The organism is Xanthobacter nonsaccharivorans, assembly GCF_043194755.2.
In the GTDB taxonomy this organism is placed as follows: Bacteria; Pseudomonadota; Alphaproteobacteria; order Rhizobiales; family Xanthobacteraceae; genus Xanthobacter; species Xanthobacter autotrophicus_G.
On record NZ_CM195526.1, the window covers coordinates 3,867,881 to 3,889,099 of the forward strand.

The 21,219-nt window shown below is 68.9% G+C and carries 15 protein-coding genes and 1 pseudogene; 9 read left to right on the forward strand and 7 right to left on the reverse strand.

Annotation, left to right across the window (positions count from 1 at the left end; all coding sequences use genetic code 11):
* Positions 1–366 precede the first annotated feature (366 nt).
* The 9 genes and pseudogenes from V5F59_RS17685 (at position 367) to serA (ending at position 13,997) form a co-directional block, all read left to right on the forward strand.
* Positions 367–3,960 carry a response regulator gene (locus V5F59_RS17685; RefSeq protein ID WP_393976516.1) on the forward strand — a complete coding sequence of 1,198 codons (3,594 nt, stop codon included), beginning with the start codon at positions 367–369 and terminating at the stop codon, positions 3,958–3,960.
* Positions 3,957–4,841, forward strand: a complete 885-nt coding sequence (locus V5F59_RS17690) for a CheR family methyltransferase (RefSeq protein WP_393976517.1) — start codon at positions 3,957–3,959, stop codon at positions 4,839–4,841. Before V5F59_RS17685 ends, V5F59_RS17690 begins: the two co-directional genes overlap by 4 nt.
* Before the next feature lie 214 nt (positions 4,842–5,055).
* A complete protein-coding gene (gene ybaL / locus V5F59_RS17695; RefSeq protein WP_393976518.1) occupies positions 5,056–6,939 on the forward strand; it encodes a YbaL family putative K(+) efflux transporter in 1,884 nt (627 codons plus the stop codon).
* Positions 6,940–7,034: 95 nt separating this feature from the next.
* The gene (locus V5F59_RS17700) at positions 7,035–7,982 is read left to right on the forward strand and encodes a metal ABC transporter substrate-binding protein (RefSeq protein WP_393976519.1); all 948 of its coding nucleotides are present in this window, start codon (positions 7,035–7,037) and stop codon (positions 7,980–7,982) included.
* On the forward strand, positions 7,979–8,881 hold the full coding sequence (locus V5F59_RS17705; protein ID WP_393976520.1) for a manganese/iron ABC transporter ATP-binding protein: 903 nt from the start codon (positions 7,979–7,981) through the stop codon (positions 8,879–8,881). The genes V5F59_RS17700 and V5F59_RS17705 overlap by 4 nt, the downstream gene beginning before the upstream one ends.
* 229 nt (positions 8,882–9,110) lie before the next feature.
* On the forward strand, positions 9,111–9,989 hold the full coding sequence (locus tag V5F59_RS17710; protein ID WP_393976521.1) for a metal ABC transporter permease: 879 nt from the start codon (positions 9,111–9,113) through the stop codon (positions 9,987–9,989).
* Positions 9,986–10,836, forward strand: a pseudogene (locus tag V5F59_RS17715) (metal ABC transporter permease). Before V5F59_RS17710 ends, V5F59_RS17715 begins: the two are co-directional and overlap by 4 nt.
* Positions 10,837–10,962: 126 nt before the next feature.
* The gene (locus tag V5F59_RS17720; RefSeq protein ID WP_393976522.1) at positions 10,963–12,138 is read left to right on the forward strand and encodes a phosphoserine transaminase; all 1,176 of its coding nucleotides are present in this window, start codon (positions 10,963–10,965) and stop codon (positions 12,136–12,138) included.
* A 272-nt stretch (positions 12,139–12,410) separates the two neighbouring features.
* Positions 12,411–13,997 (forward strand): phosphoglycerate dehydrogenase, encoded by a 1,587-nt coding sequence (gene serA, locus V5F59_RS17725; protein ID WP_393976523.1) that lies wholly within the window; start codon positions 12,411–12,413, stop codon positions 13,995–13,997.
* Between the two features lie 669 nt (positions 13,998–14,666).
* Here serA and V5F59_RS17730 read toward each other — a convergent pair.
* The 7 genes from V5F59_RS17730 to V5F59_RS17760 form a co-directional block, all read right to left on the reverse strand.
* A complete protein-coding gene (locus tag V5F59_RS17730) occupies positions 14,667–15,215 on the reverse strand; it encodes a GlcG/HbpS family heme-binding protein (RefSeq protein ID WP_393976524.1) in 549 nt (182 codons plus the stop codon).
* A 102-nt stretch (positions 15,216–15,317) separates the two neighbouring features.
* Positions 15,318–16,256, reverse strand: coding sequence for a DMT family transporter (locus V5F59_RS17735; RefSeq protein ID WP_393976525.1), 939 nt, complete (start codon positions 16,254–16,256; stop codon positions 15,318–15,320).
* Between the two features lie 213 nt (positions 16,257–16,469).
* Complete coding sequence (locus V5F59_RS17740; RefSeq protein WP_393976526.1) at positions 16,470–17,051, reverse strand: disulfide bond formation protein B; 582 nt, start codon at positions 17,049–17,051, stop codon at positions 16,470–16,472.
* A 12-nt stretch (positions 17,052–17,063) separates the two neighbouring features.
* Positions 17,064–17,219, reverse strand: coding sequence for a DUF5993 family protein (locus tag V5F59_RS17745; protein ID WP_393976527.1), 156 nt, complete (start codon positions 17,217–17,219; stop codon positions 17,064–17,066).
* Positions 17,220–17,505: 286 nt separating this feature from the next.
* The gene (locus tag V5F59_RS17750) at positions 17,506–18,384 is read right to left on the reverse strand and encodes a VOC family protein (RefSeq protein ID WP_393976528.1); all 879 of its coding nucleotides are present in this window, start codon (positions 18,382–18,384) and stop codon (positions 17,506–17,508) included.
* Positions 18,385–18,521: 137 nt separating this feature from the next.
* Entirely contained in the window at positions 18,522–19,109 is a 588-nt protein-coding gene (locus V5F59_RS17755) for a hypothetical protein (protein ID WP_393976529.1), read from the reverse strand.
* Positions 19,110–19,207: 98 nt separating this feature from the next.
* A complete protein-coding gene (locus V5F59_RS17760) occupies positions 19,208–21,181 on the reverse strand; it encodes a methylmalonyl-CoA mutase family protein (protein ID WP_393976530.1) in 1,974 nt (657 codons plus the stop codon).
* Positions 21,182–21,219: the final 38 nt, after the last annotated feature.

The following is a 21,219-nucleotide window of genomic DNA, read 5'->3' on the forward strand; positions in this document are numbered from 1 at the left end:
CATCCGTGATCAGGTGGCATTATGGTTAACACTACGCTACCGGCGACCGCCCGCAGTGCAGATGCCGGCGATGTACCACCAATGTTGCGCTGCGGGGTGGCCTTTGCGCCACACCCGCCCATGGAACGACATGCCTGCGCATGCTGCCGTCGCCGGATCGCGCGGATGTGAAAAGGGTGGCCCCGGTCGATTGCCGGCGCGGCGCTTTCCAGGAGGCAGGAGGCCGTCCCCTTACGGCACCGGTGGCGGGCATCGCCTCCCGTCGTTCCGCCGGAGGCGCGGCGGGCGCGCGCGATAAAGTTCTTTAGCTCTTTTTCATCGCCCCCTATGCATGGTGCCGCGGGCGCGATGGGGAGTTGCAGGGCGATGGTTGAGCGACAGTCGGCGGGTTGGTTCTCTCACCTGCCCATGCAGTGGAAGGCGGCCGGCGTCATCTCCACGCTGGTCGGCATCTTTCTCCTGCTCCTCGGCGCCAATGCCGTCGTCACCCGCGCCGGCGAGCGGCACCAGGACCAGGTCGATTCCCTCGGCCGGATCCTCGTCCTCACCGATGCCGCCACGCGCGCGGTCGCCCGGCGCCAGATCCAGACCGTCCGCAGCGCCCTGACCGAGCCGGCCACCCTGTCCTCCCGCATGCCGGCGGCGACGGCCGACGTGGCGGAACGGCTCGCCGCCTTGCGCACGGAGGCGGCGGCCGAGCCCTCGCTCATCCCCTTCGTCGAGAAGGCGACGCGCATCGCCAACTCATGGCAGGAGGCGGTCGGCGCCCCGCTTCTCGCTGCGGCGGGCAACGAGGCTGCGCTCGCCGGGGCGGTCCGCGGCTTCCTCGCGGCGGAGATCAGCGAGGCGGGCGCCCGCGGCATCAACGGCACGCTCGACGAGCTCAGCGCCTCGGCCAATGCCCAGATCGCGCGCGCCCGCGCGGAGCTGGATCAGAACGACGCCATCGTCCTCATCATCGACGTCGTCGCCCTTGTGGCCACCCTTCTCGCGGGCGCCGGCGGCGTTGTGCTGGGCGGCCGGGTCGTCACGCGTCCGCTGAACCGGCTCGCGGACCTGATGACGCGCCTCGCCAGGCACGACCACGACATCGAGGTGCCCGACACGGCACGCGGCGACGAGGTGGGGACCATCGCCCGCGCCCTCGAGGTGTTCAAGGCGATGTCCATCGAGACGCGCGACACCGACTGGGTGAAGAGCAGCCTCAACTCCATCACCGCCGACCTGCAATCCGTCACCGAGCTGCGGGCCTTCGCCGACGCGCTGCTGGGCAAGCTCGCCCGGCGGCTCGATGCCGGCGTCGGCGTCTTCTACGCCTACGACGTGGCGAGCGAGAGCCTCTCGCAGATCGGCAGCTACGCCTTCACGGAGCGCCGCCACCTCGCCACCAGCTTCAAGCTCGGCGAGGGGCTGGTGGGCCAGTGCGCCATGGAGCGACGCCAGATCACGCTTGCGCCGGTGCCCGACGATTTCGTGCGGATCCGCTCCGGCACCGGCGAGGGCACGCCGAAGGTCGTCGTCGCCTTGCCCCTGGTGCTGAAAGACCAGCTGCTGGGCGTGATCGAGCTCGCCTGCATCGAGACGGTGGACGGCCCCAAGGCCCGCCTGCTCGACGAGGTGATGCCGGTGGCCGCCCTCTCCTTCGACAACCTCGCCCGCGCCATCCACACCCGCGTGCTGCTGGAGCAGAGCCAGCGCCAGGCCACGGAGCTGCGGGTCGCCGAGGAGGAGCTGCGCACCCAGCAGGAGGAGCTGCGCGCCACCAACGAGCAGCTCCACGCCCAGTCGCAGAAGCTCGCCACCTCGGAGGAGGAACTGCGCGTGCAGGCCGAGGAGCTGCAGGCCTCCAACGACGTCCTGCGCCGCTCCAGCGAGGAGATGGCCGCCCAGAAGGAGCTGCTGGAGGCGCTGAACCGCCAGATGGAAGCCCGCGCCGGGGACCTGGTGCGGGCCAACCAGTACAAGTCGCAGTTCCTCGCCAACATGTCGCACGAGCTGCGCACGCCGCTGAACAGCCTGCTCATCCTCTCCCAGGACCTCGCGGAGAACCGGCCCGGCAACCTCGACGCCGACCAGGTGGAGGCGGCGAACATCATCCACTCCTCCGGCTCCAACCTGCTGCGGCTCATCAACGACATCCTCGACCTGTCCAAGGTCGAGGCCGGAAAGATGGAGGTGGCGTGCGAGCCGGTGAGCCTCGTCGCCTTCTCCCAGCGCATCGAGCGCAACTTCCGGCGCCTCGCCCAGGAGCGCAAGCTGCGCTTCCAGGTGAGCGTCTCCGACGCCCCGGACCTGGTCTACACCGACCTCGGCAAGCTGGAGCAGATCCTCACCAACCTCGTCGGCAACGCCATCAAGTTCACCATGCAGGGGCGCGTCAGCGTCACCTTCAGCCATGGCCTTGAGGACGGAACCTTCCAGGTCGCCGTCACCGACAGCGGCATCGGCATCCCCGACGACAAGATGGACTCCATCTTCGAGGCCTTCGAGCAGGTCGACGCCTCGACGCGGCGCCAGTTCGGCGGCACCGGCCTCGGGCTCGCCATCACCCAGCGTCTCGCCCAGCTGCTCGGGGGCGAGGTGACGGTGGAGAGCAAGCTCGGCCAGGGCTCCACCTTCACGCTCACCCTGCCGGTCGGCGAGCCGGCCGCCGACGAGGTGGAGGAGGCCGACGGCGATGCCGCCGCGCGCCCCGCGCCCGCCATGGCCACGCCGCAGCGCCGCAGCGCCGCCCCCTGGCGCGCCGACGCGGACCCCGCGCCCGCCGCCGCGCCCACCGTGCCGGACGACCGGGACACCCTCACCCCGGGGGCGACCGTGATCCTCGTGGTGGAGGACGATGTGGTCTTCGCCCGCACGCTGGTGGGGCTCGTCCGGCGCAAGGGCTACCAGGTGCTCGCGGCCGGCGACGGCGAGAGCGCCCTGGAGCTGGCACGCCGCTATCGCCCCGGCGGCATCCTGCTCGACGTGATGCTGCCCGGCATGGACGGCTGGACCGTGATCGAGCGCCTGAAGGCCGACCCGGCGACCCGGCACATCCCGGTACATTTCGTCTCCGCCCTCGACGAGACCCGCCGCGGCCGCGACCTCGGCGCGGTGGGCTTCCTCACCAAGCCGGTGACCGCCGAGAAGCTGGGCGAGGCGCTGCAGCTGCTCGCCCATTTCGCCGCCGACCGTCCCCGCCGCGTCATGGTGGTGGACGACGACGCCTCGGCCCGCCACGCCGTGCGCACTCTGCTCGCGCGCGAGAAAGCGCAGATCGTCGAGGCGGAGAGCGGCGAGGTGGCGCTGGAGCTGGCGGCCAAGACCGAGCTCGACTGCATCGTGCTCGACCTCGGCCTGCCGGGCATGTCCGGCTTCGACTTGATCGAGCGCCTCGCGCAGGGCGAGCACCCGGTGCCCGTGGTGGTCTATTCCGGCCGCGACCTGACCCCGGAGGAGAGCCTGAGGCTGCGCGCCTTCACCGACAGCATCGTGGTGAAGGGCGCCCTCTCGCCCGAGCGGCTGCTGGACGAGGTGAGCCTGTTCCTGCATTCGGTGCAGCATGAGCCGAAGAGCCTCATGGAGCATCCGGACGGCGACCTCGGAGGCCGCAAGCTCCTCCTCGTCGATGACGACATGCGCAACATCTTCGCCCTCGCCAAGGTGCTGAGGGCCCGCGGCATCAATGTGATCCTGGCGCAGGACGGCGCCAAGGCCCTCGCCCAGCTGGACGAGCAGCCGGACATCGAGATCGTGCTCATGGACGTGATGATGCCGGTGATGGACGGCTACGAGGCCATGACGCAGATTCGCGCCCAGCCGCGCTTCTCCCGGCTGCCGGTCATCGCCCTCACCGCCAAGGCCATGAAGGACGACCGGGAGAAGTGTCTCGCCGCCGGGGCCAGCGACTACCTGGCCAAGCCGGTCGACGTGCCGAAGCTGCTCTCCATGATCCGCTCCTGGCTGCCGCCCAGATGACCGCGCCCACCCGAAACGGCGCCCCGGAGGCGCCCCGCGACGAGCAGGCCCGCGACGCGCTGGCGCTGGAGGAGATCGAGCTCGACCTGTTCGTGGAGGCCCTCAACCGGCGCTATGGCTACGATTTCCGCGACTACAGCCGCGCCTCCCTGGCGCGGCGGGTGCGGAACCTCGTCGCCAGCCTCGACGTGCCCACCGTCTCCGACCTCACGGCCCGCCTCCTGCACGCGCCGGAGCGCCTGCCCGAGGTGATCGCCGGCCTGTCCGTGCCGGTCTCCGAGTTCTTCCGGGACCCCCATGTATTCCGGGCGCTGAAGGAGAAGGTGTTCCCGCATCTTGCCTCCTACCCCCACATCACCATCTGGCAGGCGGGCTGCGCCCACGGGGAGGAGGTCTATTCGCTGGCCATCCTGCTCAGCGAGGCCGGGCTCTACGAGCGCACCCGCATCTTCGCCACCGACATCTCGAAGGCCGCCATCGACCGGGCGCGGGAGGGCATCTACCCCCTGCGCGAGGCGCCGGACGCGGCCCGGCGCTACCTCGCCGCCGGCGGCACGCACAGCTTCTCGGCCTATTATCACGCGCGCTACGACCTGATGAAGCTGGACGAGCAGCTCATCTCCCGCGTCACCTTCGCCGAGCACAACCTCGTCACCGACGGGGTGTTCTGCGAGGCGCACCTCGTCCTGTGCCGCAACGTGCTCATCTATTTCACCACGCCGCTGCAGGACCGCGTGCTCGCCCGCTTCGCCGAGACGCTGGTGCGCGGCGGCTTCCTGTGCGTGGGCACGCGGGAGAACCTGGAATTCTCCCTGACCCGGAGCAAGTTCCAGCTCGTGGACGAAGGCGCGCGGATCTACCGGCTCAAGGCGGGAGCGTAATTCCCATGACCGCCCCCGCCGGCTGAAGGCGCGGGGGAGGGGCAAATTATTCTGCCCCGGACGTCATCCCTGCCATGACAGTGCCGCCTTCCACGTGAATAATACTTGCTGCCCGGCCAATGTATCCTGCCCCGGCCGGGCCATCCCCCACCCTACGGGTCATGGCACGCTGCTGCGCGCGCGCCGGGCCTATGCCGTGAAGGAGGCTTGACGCGTGCCCCACGAAACGCCGCTGATCGCGACCCTCGTCGGGGCCTTCGTCCTCGCCTTCATCTTCGGCGCCCTCGCCCAGCGCCTCAAGCTCTCCCCGCTGGTGGGCTATCTTCTGGCCGGCATCATGGTGGGCCCCTTCACCCCCGGCTTCGTCGCCGATGCCAACATGGCCATGGAGCTGGCCGAGATCGGCGTCATCCTGCTCATGTTCGGCGTGGGCCTGCATTTCTCCCTGTCGGACCTGCTCTCGGTGCGGGCCATCGCCATTCCCGGCGCGGTGACGCAGATCGGCGTCGCGACATTGATGGGCATGGGCCTCGCCCATTTCATGGGCTGGGGCCTCGGCGCGGGGCTGGTGTTCGGCATCGCGCTTTCGGTCGCCTCCACCGTGGTGCTGCTGCGCGCCCTGCAGGAGCGGCGCATGGTGGAGAGCGAGCAGGGCCGCATCGCGGTGGGCTGGCTCATCGTGGAAGACCTGGCGATGGTGCTGGCGCTGGTGCTGCTGCCCGCCTTCTCCGGCGCGCTCGGCGGCCGGCCGGTGGCGACCACCACCGCGGAATGGCTCGGCGGCGGTGACGTGTGGGCCACGCTGGGCATCACCCTCGCCAAGGTGGCGGGCTTCGTGGTGCTCATGCTGGTGGTGGGCCGCCGGGTGATCCCGCCGGTGATGCACTGGGTGGCGCACATCGGCTCGCGGGAGCTGTTCCGCCTCGCCGTGCTCGCCATCGCTTTGGGCGTCGCCTTCGGCTCGGCCAAGCTGTTCGGCGTGTCGTTCGCGCTGGGCGCCTTCTTCGCCGGCATGGTGCTGAGCGAGAGCCCCCTCTCCCACCGCGCGGCAGAAGAGACTCTGCCCCTGCGCGATGCCTTCGCGGTGCTGTTCTTCGTCTCCGTGGGCATGCTGGTGGACCCCTCCATCGTGGTGAAGAGCCCGCTGCCGCTCCTGGCGACGCTGCTGGTCGTGCTGGTCGGCAAGTCGCTGGCCGCCTTCGCGCTGGTGCGCGCGTTCGGCTACGGCAACCTCACCGCCCTCACCATCTCCGCCTCGCTGGCGCAGATCGGCGAGTTCTCCTTCATCCTCGTGGCGCTGGGGGTGGACCTGGAGCTGCTGCCCGCCGAGGGACGGGACCTGATCCTCGCCGCGGCGATCCTCTCCATCCTCGCCAACCCGTTCTTCTTCCTCGCCCTCGACCGCTTCCGCGCCCGCGCGGCCCAGCAGAAGCCCGCGGCGAAGCCGGCCGCCCCCACGGCGAAGAAGGACGGGCCCGCCCCTGCCCTGCAGGCGACGCAGCAGAAGGGCCATACCGTGCTGGTCGGCTACGGCCGCGTCGGGCGCCTGGTGGCGGACGGGCTGACGGCCGCGGGCCTGCCCTTCCTCGTCATCGAGGACCAGGAGGACCGGGTGGACGCCCTGCGCGCGGCCGGCGTGGAGACCATCGACGCCAACGCCGCCTCCCCGGCCGCCATCGCCGCCGCCAACGTGGCGGGCGCGCGACGGCTCATCCTCGCCATTCCGGACGGGTTCGAGGCGAGCGGGGTGATGAAGAAGGCCCGCCAGCTCAACCCCGGCATCGAGATCGTCGCCCGCGCCCATTCGGATGCCGAGGTGGACCGCCTGCGCCAGGGCCGGGCCAATTTCATCATCATGGGCGAGCGGGAAGTGGCGCGCGGGATGCTTGCCCACGTGCTGGACACCGAGCCGGCGCAAGAGGCCGCACCGGCCCCGGGCCTCAAGCCCACCGCAGGCGAGGCCGCGCCGGTCGCGCAGCCGGCCCCCGCACCAGCGGCAGCAACGGTCCCCGCGGCGGAGGCGGAGGCGCAGACGCAGGCTTCCGCGGGAACGCCCCTTGCCGCGCCTGCCGCAGCGGCGCAAAAGGAAAATGAGTAAGCGACCTTAATGCAAATAATTTGCAATTGCATTTAAGGACGCCTATTTTGCGAATGAATTGCAACTTCATGTTCTAGCCTGATCGGAGCGCGCCCATGCGCGGCTTTGCTCGCCTGACCCGCCGCGCATTTTCCGCGGCCCTTCTCCTCGACGCGCTCCTCGGCGCCGGGCTTGCCTTCTCCCCGGCGCACGCCGCGGAGAAGCTGAAGGTCGTCACCACCTTCACCATCATCGCCGACATGGCGAAGGCGGTGGCCGGCGATGCGGCCATCGTGGAATCCATCACCAAGCCCGGCGCCGAGATCCACAATTACCAGCCCACGCCCGGCGACCTGGTGAAGGCGCAGGGCGCCAGCCTCATCCTGTGGAATGGCCTGAACCTGGAACTGTGGTTCGAGAAGTTCTTCGCCCGCCTGAAGGGGGTGCCCAGTGTCGTGGTGTCCCAGGGCGTCGTGCCCATGGGCATCACCGAAGGCCCTTATAGCGGCAAGCCCAACCCGCACGCCTGGATGTCCCCCGCCGCAGCGCTCGTCTACGTGGATAATATCCGCGACGCGCTTGTGAAATACGACCCGGCCAACGCCGGCACGTACACGGTCAATGCCGAGGCCTACAAGGCCAGGATCGCCGCCACCATCGCCCCCATCCGCGCCGAGCTGGAGCAGGTGCCGCCCGCGCAGCGCTGGCTCGTCACCAGCGAGGGCGCCTTCTCCTATCTCGCTCGCGACTTCGACCTGAAGCAGCTGTTCCTGTGGCCCATCAACGCCGACCAGCAGGGCACGCCCCAGCAGGTGCGCCGGGTGGTGGACCTGATGCGCAAGGACCGGATTCCCGTCATCTTCTCCGAGAGCACCATCTCCGCGGAACCGGCGAAGCAGGTGGCGCGGGAAACCGGGGCGCGATACGGCGGCGTGCTCTACGTGGACTCGCTGTCCGACGCCTCGGGCCCCGTGCCGACCTATCTCGACCTGCTGCGCGTCACCGCCTCCACCATCGCCAAGGGGCTGACCGAGGGGGCCGCGAACGGGCGGACGCAGCCATGAACATTCCGGTCTCTTCCCCGCTCCCCCGCGCGGCGGAGACCGGCTCCGGCCTCCTGGTCGAGCACGTCACCGTCACCTATCGCAACGGCCACACCGCGCTGCGCGACGCCAGCTTCGCCATCCCCACCGGCACCATCACCGCGCTGGTCGGGGTCAACGGCTCGGGCAAGTCCACCCTTTTCAAGACCATCATGGGCTTCCTCTCGGCATCGCGGGGGGAGGTGCGGATCCTCGGCCTGCCGGTGCGGGCGGCGCTCAAGCGCAACATCGTCGCCTATGTCCCGCAGGCGGAGGAGGTGGACTGGACCTTCCCCGTCCTCGTGGAGGACGTGGTGATGATGGGACGCTACGGCCACATGAGCCTGCTGCGCATTCCGCGCCGGGCCGACCACGCGGCGGTGGAGGCGGCGCTCTCCCGCGTCAACATGCTGGAGTTCCGCCGCCGCCAGATCGGCGAGCTTTCCGGCGGGCAGCGAAAGCGCGTGTTCCTCGCCCGCGCGCTCGCCCAGGATGCCCGCGTGATCCTGCTGGACGAGCCCTTCACCGGCGTCGACGTGACGACCGAGGACGCCATCATCGCTTTGCTGAAAGGCCTGCGCGACGAGGGGCGGGTGATGCTGGTGTCCACCCACAATCTCGGCTCGGTGCCGGAATTCTGCGACCGCACGGTGCTCATCAAGGGCACGGTCCTCGCCTATGGACCGACGCCGGAGGTGTTCACCCAGGCCAATCTGGAGAAGGCCTTCGGCGGCGTGCTGCGTCACTTCGTGCTGGACGAGAGCCACGCCGCGCGCCCCGGCACGGTGGGCGTGCTCACCGACGACGAGCGCCCCCTCGTCCTCTACAAGGACCGCCCCGCCCAGAGCGGCACGGCGGGGTCATCCGAGGGGATCGGGTGATGGGACAGGAAGACGCCGCCCTCGCGCCCCGGCCGACTGAAGCGACCAGCGGAAGGAGAGCCGGGGCCCAGCGCGAGACTCCGCCGAAGGCGCCTCCTGCCGGGGCCGCGGCCAGGGTATCGCCTGCTGCGCAGGACTTTCCCCTGGCCGCCGGATCAGCGCTCAGGCTGCACCTTCGCTTGTCCGAGGTACGCGGCCGGAATGCGCGCGGGCTCCGGGGCCTGACGCCATGAGCGTGCTCCTCGAACCCTTCTCCTATGCCTATATGACCAACGCCATGTGGGTGAGCGCTCTGGTGGGGGCGGTGTGCGCCTTCCTCTCTGCCTTCCTCATGCTCAAGGGCTGGTCGCTCATCGGCGACGCGCTGTCCCACGCCATCGTCCCGGGGGTGGCGGGGGCCTACATGCTGGGCCTGCCCTTCTCCATCGGCGCCTTCTTCTCCGGTGGCCTGGCCGCGCTCGCCATGCTGTTCCTGCAGGAGCGCACGAAGCTGAAGGAGGATGCCGTCATCGGCCTCATCTTCACCAGCTTCTTCGGGCTCGGCCTGTTCATGGTCTCGCTCTCGCCGACCTCCGTGAACGTGCAGACCATCGTGCTCGGCAACATCCTCGCCATCTCGCCGGCGGACACGCTGCAGCTCGCCCTCATCGGCTTCGTCTCGCTGGCGGTGCTGCTGGTGTTCTGGAAGGACCTGATGGTGACCTTCTTCGACGAGAGCCACGCCCGCGCCATCGGCCTCAACCCCACCGCCCTGAAGGTGATGTTCTTCACCCTGCTCTCCGCCTGCACGGTGGCGGCGCTGCAGACCGTGGGGGCCTTCCTCGTCATCGCCATGGTGGTGACGCCGGGCGCCACCGCCTATCTCCTGACGGATCGCTTCCCCCGCCTCATCGCCCTGTCGGTGCTGATCGGCGCGCTGACGAGCTTCATCGGCGCCTACGCCTCCTATTTCCTCGACGGGGCGACGGGCGGCATCATCGTGGTGCTGCAAACGCTGATCTTCCTTGGCGCCTTCGTCTTCGCGCCCAGGCACGGGCTCCTCGCCGCGCGCCGGCAGGCAGCAGCAGCCCTGAAAGGCGGGGCGGCGCCGAACGGGGGCGCGTCATGAGCGACCTTCTCGCCGCCCTCGCTGCGCCCGTCCAGTTCGACTTCATCCAGACGGCGCTCGTCATCGCCGCCCTGGTGGCGGTGCCGATGGCGCTGCTCTCCTGCTTCCTGGTGCTGAAGGGCTGGTCGCTGATGGGCGATGCCGTGTCCCACGCGGTGCTGCCGGGCGTGGTGCTGGCCTATATCGCCGGCCTGCCGCTGGCGGTGGGGCGTTCGCGGCCGGCATGGTGTGCGCGCTCGGCACCGGCTATCTCAAGGCCAACAGCCGGGTGAAGGAAGACACGGTGATGGGCGTGGTCTTCTCCGGCATGTTCGCATTGGGGCTGGTGCTCTACACCAAGATCCAGTCGGACGTGCACCTCGACCACATCTTGTTCGGCGACATGCTGGGCGTGAGCTGGGGCGACATCGCCGAGAGCGCGGCCATCTCCGGCCTCGTCACCCTCATCCTGCTCGTCAAGTGGCGCGACCTGCTGCTCAACGCCTTCGATCCCGCGCAGGCGAAGGCCGTGGGGCTGCGGGTGGGGCTGCTCCACTACGGCCTGCTGGTGATGCTCTCCCTGACCATCGTCGCCGCGCTGAAGGCGGTGGGCATCATCCTCGCCGTGTCGCTGCTGATCGCGCCGGGCGCCATTGCCTTCCTCGTGACGAAGCGCTTCGACCGGATGCTGGCGGTGGCGGTGCTGGTGGCGGTCTCCTGCTCGCTCGCCGGCGTCTACCTCTCCTTCTTCCTCGACTCGGCGCCGGCACCAACGATTGTGCTGATGATGACGGGGGTGTTCATCGCGGCGTTCGTGGGGGTGAGGGTGAGGGCGCGGCGGGTGGAGGCCAAGCTGCACTCTCCTTAAGCGCCAAGATCAAGCCTTCGGCACATGCCGCCATCTCACCCTTGACGGCCCCCGCCCCCGAGGCGTATCGCCATCCGTGGGACACCTCCCCCCAACGGGAGGCGCCCATCTGTAAGGATGGACCACATGACGACGAATCCTGCCCCGGCCACGCGTCCGGAGAATCCCAATTTCTCGTCCGGCCCCTGCGCCAAGCGTCCCGGATGGACGCTTGAGGCGCTCTCGGACGCGCCGCTCGGCCGCTCGCACCGCGCCAAGGTCGGCAAGGTCAAGCTGAAAGAGGCGATCGACCTCACCCGCGAGGTGCTGGACGTCCCCGCTGACTACAAGATCGGCATCGTCCCCGCTTCCGATACCGGCGCCGTGGAAATGGTGCTGTGGTCCATGCTCGGCGCCCGCCCGGTGGACATGCTGGCCTGGGAAAGCTTCGGCGAGGGCTGGGTGACCGATGTCGCCAAGCAGCTCAAGCTCGCCGACGCCCGCACGCTGACCGCCCCCTACGGCGAGCTGCCGGACCTGAAGAGCGTGGATTTCAGCCACGACGTGGTGTTCACCTGGAACGGCACCACCTCCGGCGTCATGGTGCCGGATGCGGACTGGATCCCGGCCGACCGGCAGGGCCTGACCATCTGCGACGCCACCTCGGCGGCGTTCGCGCAGAAGCTCGATTTCGCCAAGCTCGATGTGGTCACCTTCTCCTGGCAGAAGGTGCTCGGCGGCGAGGCGGCCCACGGCATGCTCATCCTCTCCCCGCGCGCGGTGGAGCGGCTCGAGACCTACAAGCCGGCCTGGCCCCTGCCGAAGATCTTCCGCATGACCAAGGGCGGCAAGCTGATCGGCGGCATCTTCGAGGGTGAGACCATCAACACCCCGTCCATGCTCTGCGTCGAGGACTATATCGACGCGCTGAAGTGGGCGAAGAACATCGGCGGCCTTTCGGCCCTGCAGGAGCGCTCGAACCGCAACTTCGAGGCCATCGCCCAGTGGGTGCACCGCACGCCGTGGGTGGATTTCCTCGCCACCGATCCGGTGACGCGCTCCAACACCTCCGTCTGCCTCAAGGTGGTGGATGCGGACGTGACCTCCCTTCCCGCCGAGGCCCAGGCGGCCTTCGCCAAGGCCATCGCATCCGGCCTGGAGAAGGGCGGCATCGCCTACGACATCGGCGCCTACCGCGACGCCCCTCCCGGCCTGCGCATCTGGTGCGGCGCCACGGTGGAGCGGGCCGACGTGGAAGCCCTGACCCACTGGCTGGACTGGGCCTTCAACGAGGCCAAGTCGGCGCTACCCAAGGCCGCGTGAAGGCTCCGCCGCGGCCCGGGCGGGTCCTCCCGCCCGGCTGACGCCATCCTCCGCCCTGCGGGCGGCGATCATGGCCATCGGCGGGGAGCCCCTCCCCCGACAGCGGCGCCGCCCGGCTTCCCAGCGCTCCCTTGCCCGCCCGCGTTCCGGGCGGGAGGCATTCTGCACCACGCCCTTCGCCCTCCCCCGCAAGCGGGGGAGGGTCCGCGCCGGTGAAGCGCGAACGCACGCGCACGCCCGGCACAGGCCTTTCACGCACCCCGGAGCCCACCATGGCACCCCGCGTTCTCATCTCCGACAAGCTCTCGCCCGCCGCCGTCCAGATCTTCAAGGATCGCGGCATCGATGTGGATTTCCAGCCCGACCTCGGCAAGGACAAGGACAAGCTCGCCGAGATCATCGGCAATTATGACGGCCTGGCCATCCGCTCGGCCACCAAGGTCACGCCGAAGATCCTGGAAAAGGCCGACCGGCTGAAGGTCATCGGCCGCGCCGGCATCGGCGTCGACAACGTGGACCTGCCGGCGGCCACCGCCAAGGGCGTGATCGTGATGAACACGCCGTTCGGCAATTCCATCACCACGGCCGAGCACGCCATCGCCATGATGTTCGCGCTCGCCCGCGAGATCCCGGCGGCCGATGCCTCCACCCAGGCCGGCAAGTGGGAGAAGAACCGCTTCATGGGGGTCGAGCTCACCGCCAAGACGCTCGGCATCATCGGCTGCGGCAACATCGGCTCCATCGTCGCCGAGCGCGGCGTGGGGCTGCGGATGAAGGTGATCGCCTTCGATCCCTTCCTGTCCCCCGAGCGCGCCCTGGACCTCGGCGTGGAGAAGGTGGAGCTGGACGACCTGCTCGCCCGCGCCGACTTCATCACCCTACACACGCCGCTCACCGAGAAGACCAAGAACATCCTCTCGGCCGAGAACATCGCCAAGACCAGGAAGGGCGTGCGCATCATCAACTGCGCCCGCGGCGGCCTCGTGGACGAGGCGGCGCTCGCCGCCGCGCTCGACAGCAAGCACGTGGCCGGCGCCGCCTTCGACGTGTTCACCGTCGAGCCGGCCGAGACCAACCCGCTGTTCGGCCGCGAGAACGTGGTCTGCACCCCGCACCTGGGCGCTGCCACCACCGAGGCGCAGGAGAACGTCGCCCTCCAGGTGGCCGAGCAGATGAGCGACTACCTGCTCTCCGGCGCCATCTCCAACGCGGTGAACTTCCCCTCCATCACCGCCGAGGAAGCCCCAAAGCTGAAGCCCTTCATCGAGCTGGCCGAGAAGCTCGGCTCGTTCGCCGGCCAGCTGACCGACACGGACATCAAGACCGTGCGCATCGTCTATGAGGGCGCCGTGGCCGAATTGAAGGTGAAGGCGCTGACCTCCGCCGCCATCGCCGGCCTGCTGCGTCCGGCGCTGGCCGACGTGAACGTAGTCTCCGCCCCCTCGGTCGCCAAGGAGCGTGGCATCGTCATCGAGGAAACCACGCGCGACGCCACCGGCGACTATGACAGCCTCATCACCGTGACGGTGGTGACCGAGCAGTTCGAGCGCTCCGTGTCCGGCACGGTGTTCGCGGACGGCCACCCGCGCATCGTCAACATCAAGGGCATCAACGTGGACGCGGAGTTCGCGCCCTCCATGGTCTACGTGACCAACGAGGACAAGCCGGGCTTCATCGGCAAGTTCGCCAGCCTGCTGGGCGACGCGGGGGTGAACATCGCCACCTTCGCCCTCGGCCGTGACCATCTGGGCGGCGACGCCATCGCCCTCGTGGCGGTGGACGGCAACGTACCCGCGGATGCGCTGGCCAAGGTGCAGGCCCTGCCCCATGTGAAAGCCGCGAAGGCGCTCGCCTTCTGAGCGCAGGGGCTGCCCCATCTGCCAAAACGGAAACGGCCGCCCCCGGGGGCGGCCGTTTTCATGTCCGGCACCGGGAAATGCAGGACCAAGAATATGGGACCTGGAATACGGGACCAGGAAATGCAGGACCATCCGCCCAGTCCTCCGGAAGAGGCACATGGGCGCAGGGTGGCCCGGCGATCCGGTGACGCTCAGTCCCGCGTGACGGACCAGCAGCACCAGATGATCGCAAGCCAGATCAAGGCAATTCCGCCCCAGACGGCCAGCATGGCTGAACCCTTGAAGATGCAGGCACCGCAAGACTGTCACGCTATCGTCATCCCCGCGCCTTTGCACCTGTTTTCATCCGGAACTCAGCTTTAGATTGCATTTGCCTGCCGTGGGCGGTTCGTGCCTGGAATTTTCGCCGCGCGAATCCGCTCTCGGGCCGGGCCTGCCGCCCGGGCCCTCAGCACGGGCAGTCGATCCGTTTCCATTCCATATGTCAGAGAGCAATTCCCCCATCATGCGGAGCCGCGTTGCGGCTTCCCATGATCGGATCGCTCCAGCTCCAAGGTAGACAGCGCATTATCCGGCCAGCCTGCACCGCAAGCCGGCCAGCGCGTTCCAGGAGATTGATGTAACGCATCCCCCTCACGCGAACCGATGCCCGCGTCGCCGGAAATGCGCCTAGCGGGGCAGGCGGTCGGCAATGCGGGCGAGGCCGGCGGCGGCACAGGCCTCGTCCTTTTCTCCGCCGGGCGCACCGCCGACGCCGATGGCAGCGACGATCTCGCCCTTCGCCTTCACGGCAACGCCGCCGGCCAGCAACAGGACGTCCGGCAGCGAGGCGAGCGCCGCCGTGTTCGGCCCGTTGCGGGTCTTCTCCACGAAGGCGGACAGTGCGTCGAAGCCGAACACCGGGCCCAGGGTGACTACCGTATAGGCCTTGCGGAAGCTCGACGTGCGGGTGTGCACGGTGCTGTGGTCGCCTTTCAGCAGCACCCTGGTCTCGCCAGAGGCATCCACCACCGCCGCGGAGACGGGCCAGCCCTTCTCGGCGCAGGCGCGCACGGCCTCAACCGCCGCCTCATTGGCGAGGGCAAGGGACAGCTCATAGCTGGAATTATGCACTTGCGCGGCAACGGGACCGGCAGGCCCCGCCGCTCCGGCAAGCGCCACGATCCCCAGCAGCAGGGCGCGGCCCATGCGGCGCCCTGCGGAATATTCGTGCGTCATCGTCTTCACCTCCTGCCGGACCAGCCCGGCGGAAGGCAAGTAGCAGAGGGATGTAACCTCATTAAATAGTTTTTAGAGGTTTCACACGCATGTGACGCCGGCCTAACCCTTCCGCGTCCTCGCCCTCACCTTGGCGGCGTAGGTGGCGAGGGCGATGCCGGCGATGACCAGGGCGTAGCCCGCGAAGTGATACCAGGCGACCTGCTCGCCCAGGAACAGGATGGCGAGGGCGGTGCCGAACACCGGCATGAGGTGCAGGAAGGGCGCAGCCGCATTCGCCCCCACCAGCTCCACGGCGCGGTTGAAGCACAGATAGGCCACCAGCGACGGCCCGATCATCACGTAAAGCAGCGTGCCGATGGTCACGCGGTCGAAGTGCAGGACGAGCCCGGCATAAAGCTCCCACAGCGCAAAGGGCGCCAGCAGCACCGCGCCGAAAGCCATGATGACGGCCAGGAAGGAGAGCGGGCCGAGCGCCGGGCGCTTGCGCAAGATGGCCGCGTAGAAAGCATAGATGACCAGCGCCGAGACGATCCACACGTCGCCCAGGTTCGGCTTCAGGTGCAGGAAGGTGTCGAGGTCGCCGTGGCTGATGATGAAGAGCACGCCCACCAGCGAGATGAGGATGCCCGCCGCCTGCCCGAGGCTCAGCTGCTCGCGGAACAGCAGGAACGTCCACAGCGCCACCAGCAGCGGCGCCACCGATTGCACCAGCAGGCCATTCAGCGCCTGCGTGTACTGCAGGCCGTAATAGCTCATGGCGTTGTAACAGGCGATGCCGGTGCCGGCGAGCAGCACCAGCAGCCAGAAGTGCCGGCGGATGAGCGGCAGGTCGCGGCTGATCTGCGTCCACGCGAATGGCAGGAGGATGAGCGTCGCCCCCACCCAGCGCACGAAGGCGAGGCTGACGGGTGGCACATGCCCGGCGATGAAGCGCCCGAGCACGATGTTGATTGCCCACAGGAGCGCCGTGAGCGTCAGCAGCAGGTAGGGCGCGTCGAAGAGCGCGAAACCGTGGGAGCGGGAAGGCCTCGCCGACATGTTTCCTCTCGCGGCGCGATCACATGCGCCTGTCGCCGGGAGGCGCGTTCACCGCCCGGGGCAGCTCGCCCCGCGCCGATCCCTCCCGTTTGGCCAGCCGCCGCACGCCCCCGCAGGCGACTTCAGGCAGCCCGCTCTACCCCCTTCCGCGGGAGGGGGGAAATCGATTTTTCGCAGCTGATCCATCAGCATCACTGATGGATCAGCTGCCGATCATTTGCCGAGGAGGCGTCCCACCGTGCCGTCATCGATCAGCATGTAGCCGGTGGGGTTGTCCGGGCACAGCCCGCCGCCGCATTCGAGGACGGTCGACACGCCGTTGCCCAGGGCCAGCAGCAGCACCATTGCGACCGCCAGATGCCCCAGCACCGACACCCCCCGCGGCACCGGCGCGGACGTGGCCTCGAACTGCCGGTCGAACAGGAGCAGCGCCGCCGTTCCGGTGATGCACACCATGAACAGGATCAGCGCCCAGGCGTAGAAATGGAGGCCGAAGAAGGCATCCCCATAGGCCCCCTCGCCGGGAATGATGTGCAGCAGCGTCTGCCGTACCGACACCCCCGCGCCAGCCAGCGACGACAGGATCATGACGCCATAATGGGAAGGCCTCGGGCCGAACTTGACGTTCAGCGCCAGGCCCGCCGCCACGCCGAGGAAGCCGGCGCGCTGCAGGATGCAGAGCGGACAGGGCAGGTCGTTGAAGGCGAGCTGGTCCACGAAGGCGGTGACCAGCACGGCTGACACGGCGAGCAGGCCGAGGGCGTTGAGGAAGCGGAAGCGGTCGGCGGGTGCCATCTCGTCCCTCCCTCACAACGCGATGTGGAGGGGATCGGTGGCATGCAGCCGGAACAGCACCAGCAGCGTGACGACCGCGAGCCCCCACAGCAGCAGCGCAGCCTTGCGCCGGCCTGCGAGCGTCGCGGCGAGCGCGAGGAACACCTCGAAGAATGGTAGCGACATCATGGCCCTGCCCTCCCCTGCGGTCGGCGGTCCACGCGGCGGGAATGACTGGCCCCGGACACCATGCGCCCGGCGAGCCCGGCGTACCGCGCGATTCGGCCCCGCCGTCAGGCTAGAGCGTCTTCGCGCGAACCGGAAACCGGCCCGCGCGAAGTAAACGCGCCTGGGCAACAAGATGGAGCGCGATCCGAGCCCGTTGAAACCATTGGCCCGGTGGAAGGCCCTTCAACTTAAAGGAAGAGAGCATGTCCCCCGGGGACGCACCTTGCGCCACGGCAGCGCACCGCGGTCAGCCGGCGCGGATGATCGCCACGTTTCCCGAGGGGTCCGCCACCTTCAGCCCGCCGCCTTCCGGGGTCTCGAAGGCCACGCCAGCCGCCGCGAGACGCCCCTTCAGCGCATCGATGGCGTCCTGCGGCAGGAGGATCGTGAAGCTGCCAAGGCCCTGGCTGCCAGCCCGCGGCGCGGCCGCCCCCTCCGACTGCCAGACATTGAGGCCGATGTGGTGGTGGTAGCCATCCGCGCTTACGAACAGGGCACCGGGATAGCGGGCCATGATGGCAAAGCCCATGGTCTCCACCCAGAAACGGCGCGCCGCTTCAAGGTCGGACACCTTGAGGTGCACATGGCCCATGTCGGTTCCGGCCGGCGCCAGCTGCGGATTCGCCGGGGCCTCGCGCGCCAAGGCGGCGAGATCCAGCGGCAGCGTCGCCATGGCGATGGCGCCATCCGGCGTGCGGGGCCATTCGGCAGCGGGGCGGTCGCGATAGATCTCGATGCCGTTGCCGTCCGGATCGTCCACATAAAGCGCCTCGCTCACCAGATGGTCGGAGGCGCCCAGCCGGATGCGGGCATCCTTCTGGCCAAGCCGATGGAGGGCGAGAAGCCGCGCCGCGAGGCTGGGGCGGTCCGGCACGCGGATGGCCATGTGGAACAGCCCGGGCGCCCGGCGCGGGGGGCGCGGCGCATCGGCATCGCGGCGGATCTCCACCAGCGCCCGGCCGCCTGCGCCGAGCACGATCGTCTCGCCGGACGACATCGGCTCAAGGCCCACGGCATCGCGATAGAAAGGCACGAGCCGCTCGGGATCGGCACTCACCAGGGTCACCGCGCCGAGCGTGAGGTCATGGGGAGCGATGCTGGGGGAAAGGGAAGTTGCGGTTGTCATTCTGAAGCTCCTCGGGTGGACCGATCCCTTTTGCCGGGAGCGGCCCGCCTTGGCGTTGCTTCAAATATGGAGAAGGTCACAGGACTGCGCCATTGCACAGGCGCAAGCGCAAGCTGGCGCGCCCGCCGCCCGTGGCCTCACCCGGTGAACCACTCCTCATGGACTTTGCGCAGCTTGCCGCGACGCCATTCAAACGTCTGCTCGCACCGCTGGTAACGCTCGGGGTTCGGCCTGGTGCAATGGGCGGCGTGGGAGAGCACCTCGATGCGAGGCCTCCCGCCCTTGGGGGCAACGATCTCGAAGATGCGCGCGGGACGGTCGAACGCCCGCGTCCACCGGTCCGGGCCGGTGGAGACGAAGACGATGTAGCGAAAGCCGTCGGACCCGATCCAGGGCGTGTAGCCACCGTCGTCGCATGCCAGGTCATGGGTATCGATCAGATAGTCCGGCCGCCCGTCCGGCGAGACCTCCACCACGGCATAGACCGTCCGCGGGTCCCAGCGGAGCGTGCCTTCCTCGGCACGGCAGGCCGCCTCCAGCTCCCTCACCGCGGTGGCCACCACCCTGGGCAGGCCGGCATAGGGATCAGCGGGCGGGGCGGCTGCGGGTGCCGGAGCCGGTTCACCGGGGCGCGCGCCCGACGGCCCCTCCGCCGCTCCGGCGGGACCGGCGAAAGCACCGCCCCCGAAGGCCGCGCAAAGGACGATGGCCGCGACACGCTTCATCACACATCCCCGCATCCTGTCGGGTCGGAGATAGTCGAAAGCGGTGCCGCCGGTTTTTCCGCCCTGTTGCGCCTGCATTTCAGGACGCAGCCGAAGGCTCACGCCGCCTTCTGGCTCTCCCGGTCCACGATGGCGACGATATCGGCCATGATGCGGTTCAGCTCGAAGTTCTTCGGGGTGTACACCGCGGCGACGCCGAAGCCCTTCAGCTGCACCTCGTCCTCCGGCGGGATGATGCCGCCCACCACCACCGGAACGTCGGACAGGCCCTCGGCGCGCAGCCGATCCATCACGTCGCGCACCAGCGGCACGTGGGAGCCGGAGAGGATAGAGAGGCCGATGACGTGCACGCTTTCTTCCAGAGCCGCATTCACGATCTCGGCGGGGGTCAGGCGGATGCCCTCGTAGACCACCTCCATGCCGCAGTCGCGGGCGCGCACGGCGATCTGCTCGGCGCCGTTGGAATGGCCGTCGAGGCCCGGCTTGCCGACCAGGAACTTGATGCGGCGGCCGAGCTTCTCGGACACCGCATCCACGTTCTTGCGCACGTCTTCGAGGCCCTGCGTGTCCACCCGCGCGGCGCGGCCGACACCGGTGGGCGCGCGGTATTCGCCGAACACCTCGCGCAGGCAGGTGCCCCATTCGCCGGTGGTGACGCCCGCCTTGGCGCAGACGATGGAGGGCTCCATGATGTTGCGTCCCTCCTGCGCCGCGCCCTTCAGCGCGGCGAGGGCCGCCTCCACCGCCTTGGCGTCGCGGGCCTCGCGCCAGGCCTTCAGGCGCTCGATCTGCTCCGGCTCCACATGCTCGGGCACGGTGAGGATGGCGCCTTCGCCGGTGGTGAGCGGCGAGGGCTCGGTCTCGGTCCAGCGGTTGACGCCCACCACCACCTGGTCGCCGCGCTCAATGGCTTCGAGGCGCCGGGTGTTGGACTCCACCAGCTGCTGCTTCATGTAGGAATTCTCGATGGCCGCCACCGCGCCACCCATGGCGTCGATGCGGGCCAGCTCCGCGCGCGCCTCCTCCTTCAGCTCCTCCACCTTCCGGTCGATCTCCGTCGAGCCGTTGAAGATGTCGCCGTATTCGAGCAGGTCGGTCTCGTAGGCCACCACCTGCTGCATGCGCAGCGACCATTGCTGGTCGAACGAGCGCGGCAGGCCCAGCGCCTCGTTCCAGGCGGGCAGCTGCACGGCGCGGGCGCGGGCCTTCTTGGAGAGGGTGACGGCCAGCATCTCCAGAAGGATGCGGTAGACGTTGTTCTCCGGCTGCTGCTCGGTGAGGCCCAGCGAGTTCACCTGCACGCCGTAGCGGAACAGCTTCTGCTTGGCGTCGGTGATGCCGTAGCGGTTGACGCAGATCTCGTCCCAGAGGTCCACGAACGCGCGCATCTTGCACATCTCGGTGATGAACCGCATGCCCGCGTTCACGAAGAAGGAGATGCGCCCCACCACCTCGCCGAAGACCTTGCCTTCCGCCTCGCCCGACTTCTTCACCGTGTCGAGGATGGCGATGGCGTTGGCGAGCGCGAAGGCGAGCTCCTGAACCGGCGTCGCCCCGGCCTCCTGCAGATGATAGGAGCAGACGTTCATCGGGTTCCACCGGGGCAGATGCTCGGTGGTGAAGATGATGGTGTCCTTGGTGAGCCGCATGGACGGCGCCGGCGGGAACACATAGGTCCCGCGCGAGAGGTACTCCTTGATGATGTCGTTCTGCGTCGTGCCCTGCAGCTTGGTGCGGTCGGCGCCCTGCTCGTCGGCGGTGGCGATGTAGAGCGAGAGCAGCCACGCCGCGCAGGCGTTGATGGTCATCGACGTGTTCATCTCGGCGAGCGGGATGCCGTCGAACAGGGTGCGCATGTCGCCGAGATGGGAAATGGGAACGCCCACCTTGCCCACTTCGCCGCGGGCGAGCGGGTGGTCGCTGTCATAGCCGGTCTGGGTGGGCAGGTCGAAGGCGACGGAGAGGCCGGTCTGCCCCTTGGCGAGGTTCGAGCGGTAGAGCTTGTTCGATTCCGCAGCGGTGGAATGCCCCGCGTAGGTGCGGAAAAGCCAAGGTTTGTCGCGAACCACCATCCCTATCTCCCCGTCGGTCGATCTTGTTTCTCGATCGA

Coding starts and splice junctions, on each gene's coding strand:
- V5F59_RS17685 (WP_393976516.1), top strand. CDS start 367: ATGGTTGAGCGACAGTCGGCGGGTTGGTTCTCTCACCTGCCCATGCAG.
- V5F59_RS17690 (WP_393976517.1), top strand. CDS start 3,957: ATGACCGCGCCCACCCGAAACGGCGCCCCGGAGGCGCCCCGCGACGAG.
- V5F59_RS17700 (WP_393976519.1), top strand. CDS start 7,035: ATGCGCGGCTTTGCTCGCCTGACCCGCCGCGCATTTTCCGCGGCCCTT.
- V5F59_RS17705 (WP_393976520.1), top strand. CDS start 7,979: ATGAACATTCCGGTCTCTTCCCCGCTCCCCCGCGCGGCGGAGACCGGC.
- V5F59_RS17710 (WP_393976521.1), top strand. CDS start 9,111: ATGAGCGTGCTCCTCGAACCCTTCTCCTATGCCTATATGACCAACGCC.
- V5F59_RS17720 (WP_393976522.1), top strand. CDS start 10,963: ATGACGACGAATCCTGCCCCGGCCACGCGTCCGGAGAATCCCAATTTC.
- serA (WP_393976523.1), top strand. CDS start 12,411: ATGGCACCCCGCGTTCTCATCTCCGACAAGCTCTCGCCCGCCGCCGTC.
- V5F59_RS17730 (WP_393976524.1), bottom strand. CDS start 15,215: ATGACGCACGAATATTCCGCAGGGCGCCGCATGGGCCGCGCCCTGCTG.
- V5F59_RS17735 (WP_393976525.1), bottom strand. CDS start 16,256: ATGTCGGCGAGGCCTTCCCGCTCCCACGGTTTCGCGCTCTTCGACGCG.
- V5F59_RS17740 (WP_393976526.1), bottom strand. CDS start 17,051: ATGGCACCCGCCGACCGCTTCCGCTTCCTCAACGCCCTCGGCCTGCTC.
- V5F59_RS17745 (WP_393976527.1), bottom strand. CDS start 17,219: ATGATGTCGCTACCATTCTTCGAGGTGTTCCTCGCGCTCGCCGCGACG.
- V5F59_RS17750 (WP_393976528.1), bottom strand. CDS start 18,384: ATGACAACCGCAACTTCCCTTTCCCCCAGCATCGCTCCCCATGACCTC.
- V5F59_RS17755 (WP_393976529.1), bottom strand. CDS start 19,109: ATGAAGCGTGTCGCGGCCATCGTCCTTTGCGCGGCCTTCGGGGGCGGT.
- V5F59_RS17760 (WP_393976530.1), bottom strand. CDS start 21,181: ATGGTGGTTCGCGACAAACCTTGGCTTTTCCGCACCTACGCGGGGCAT.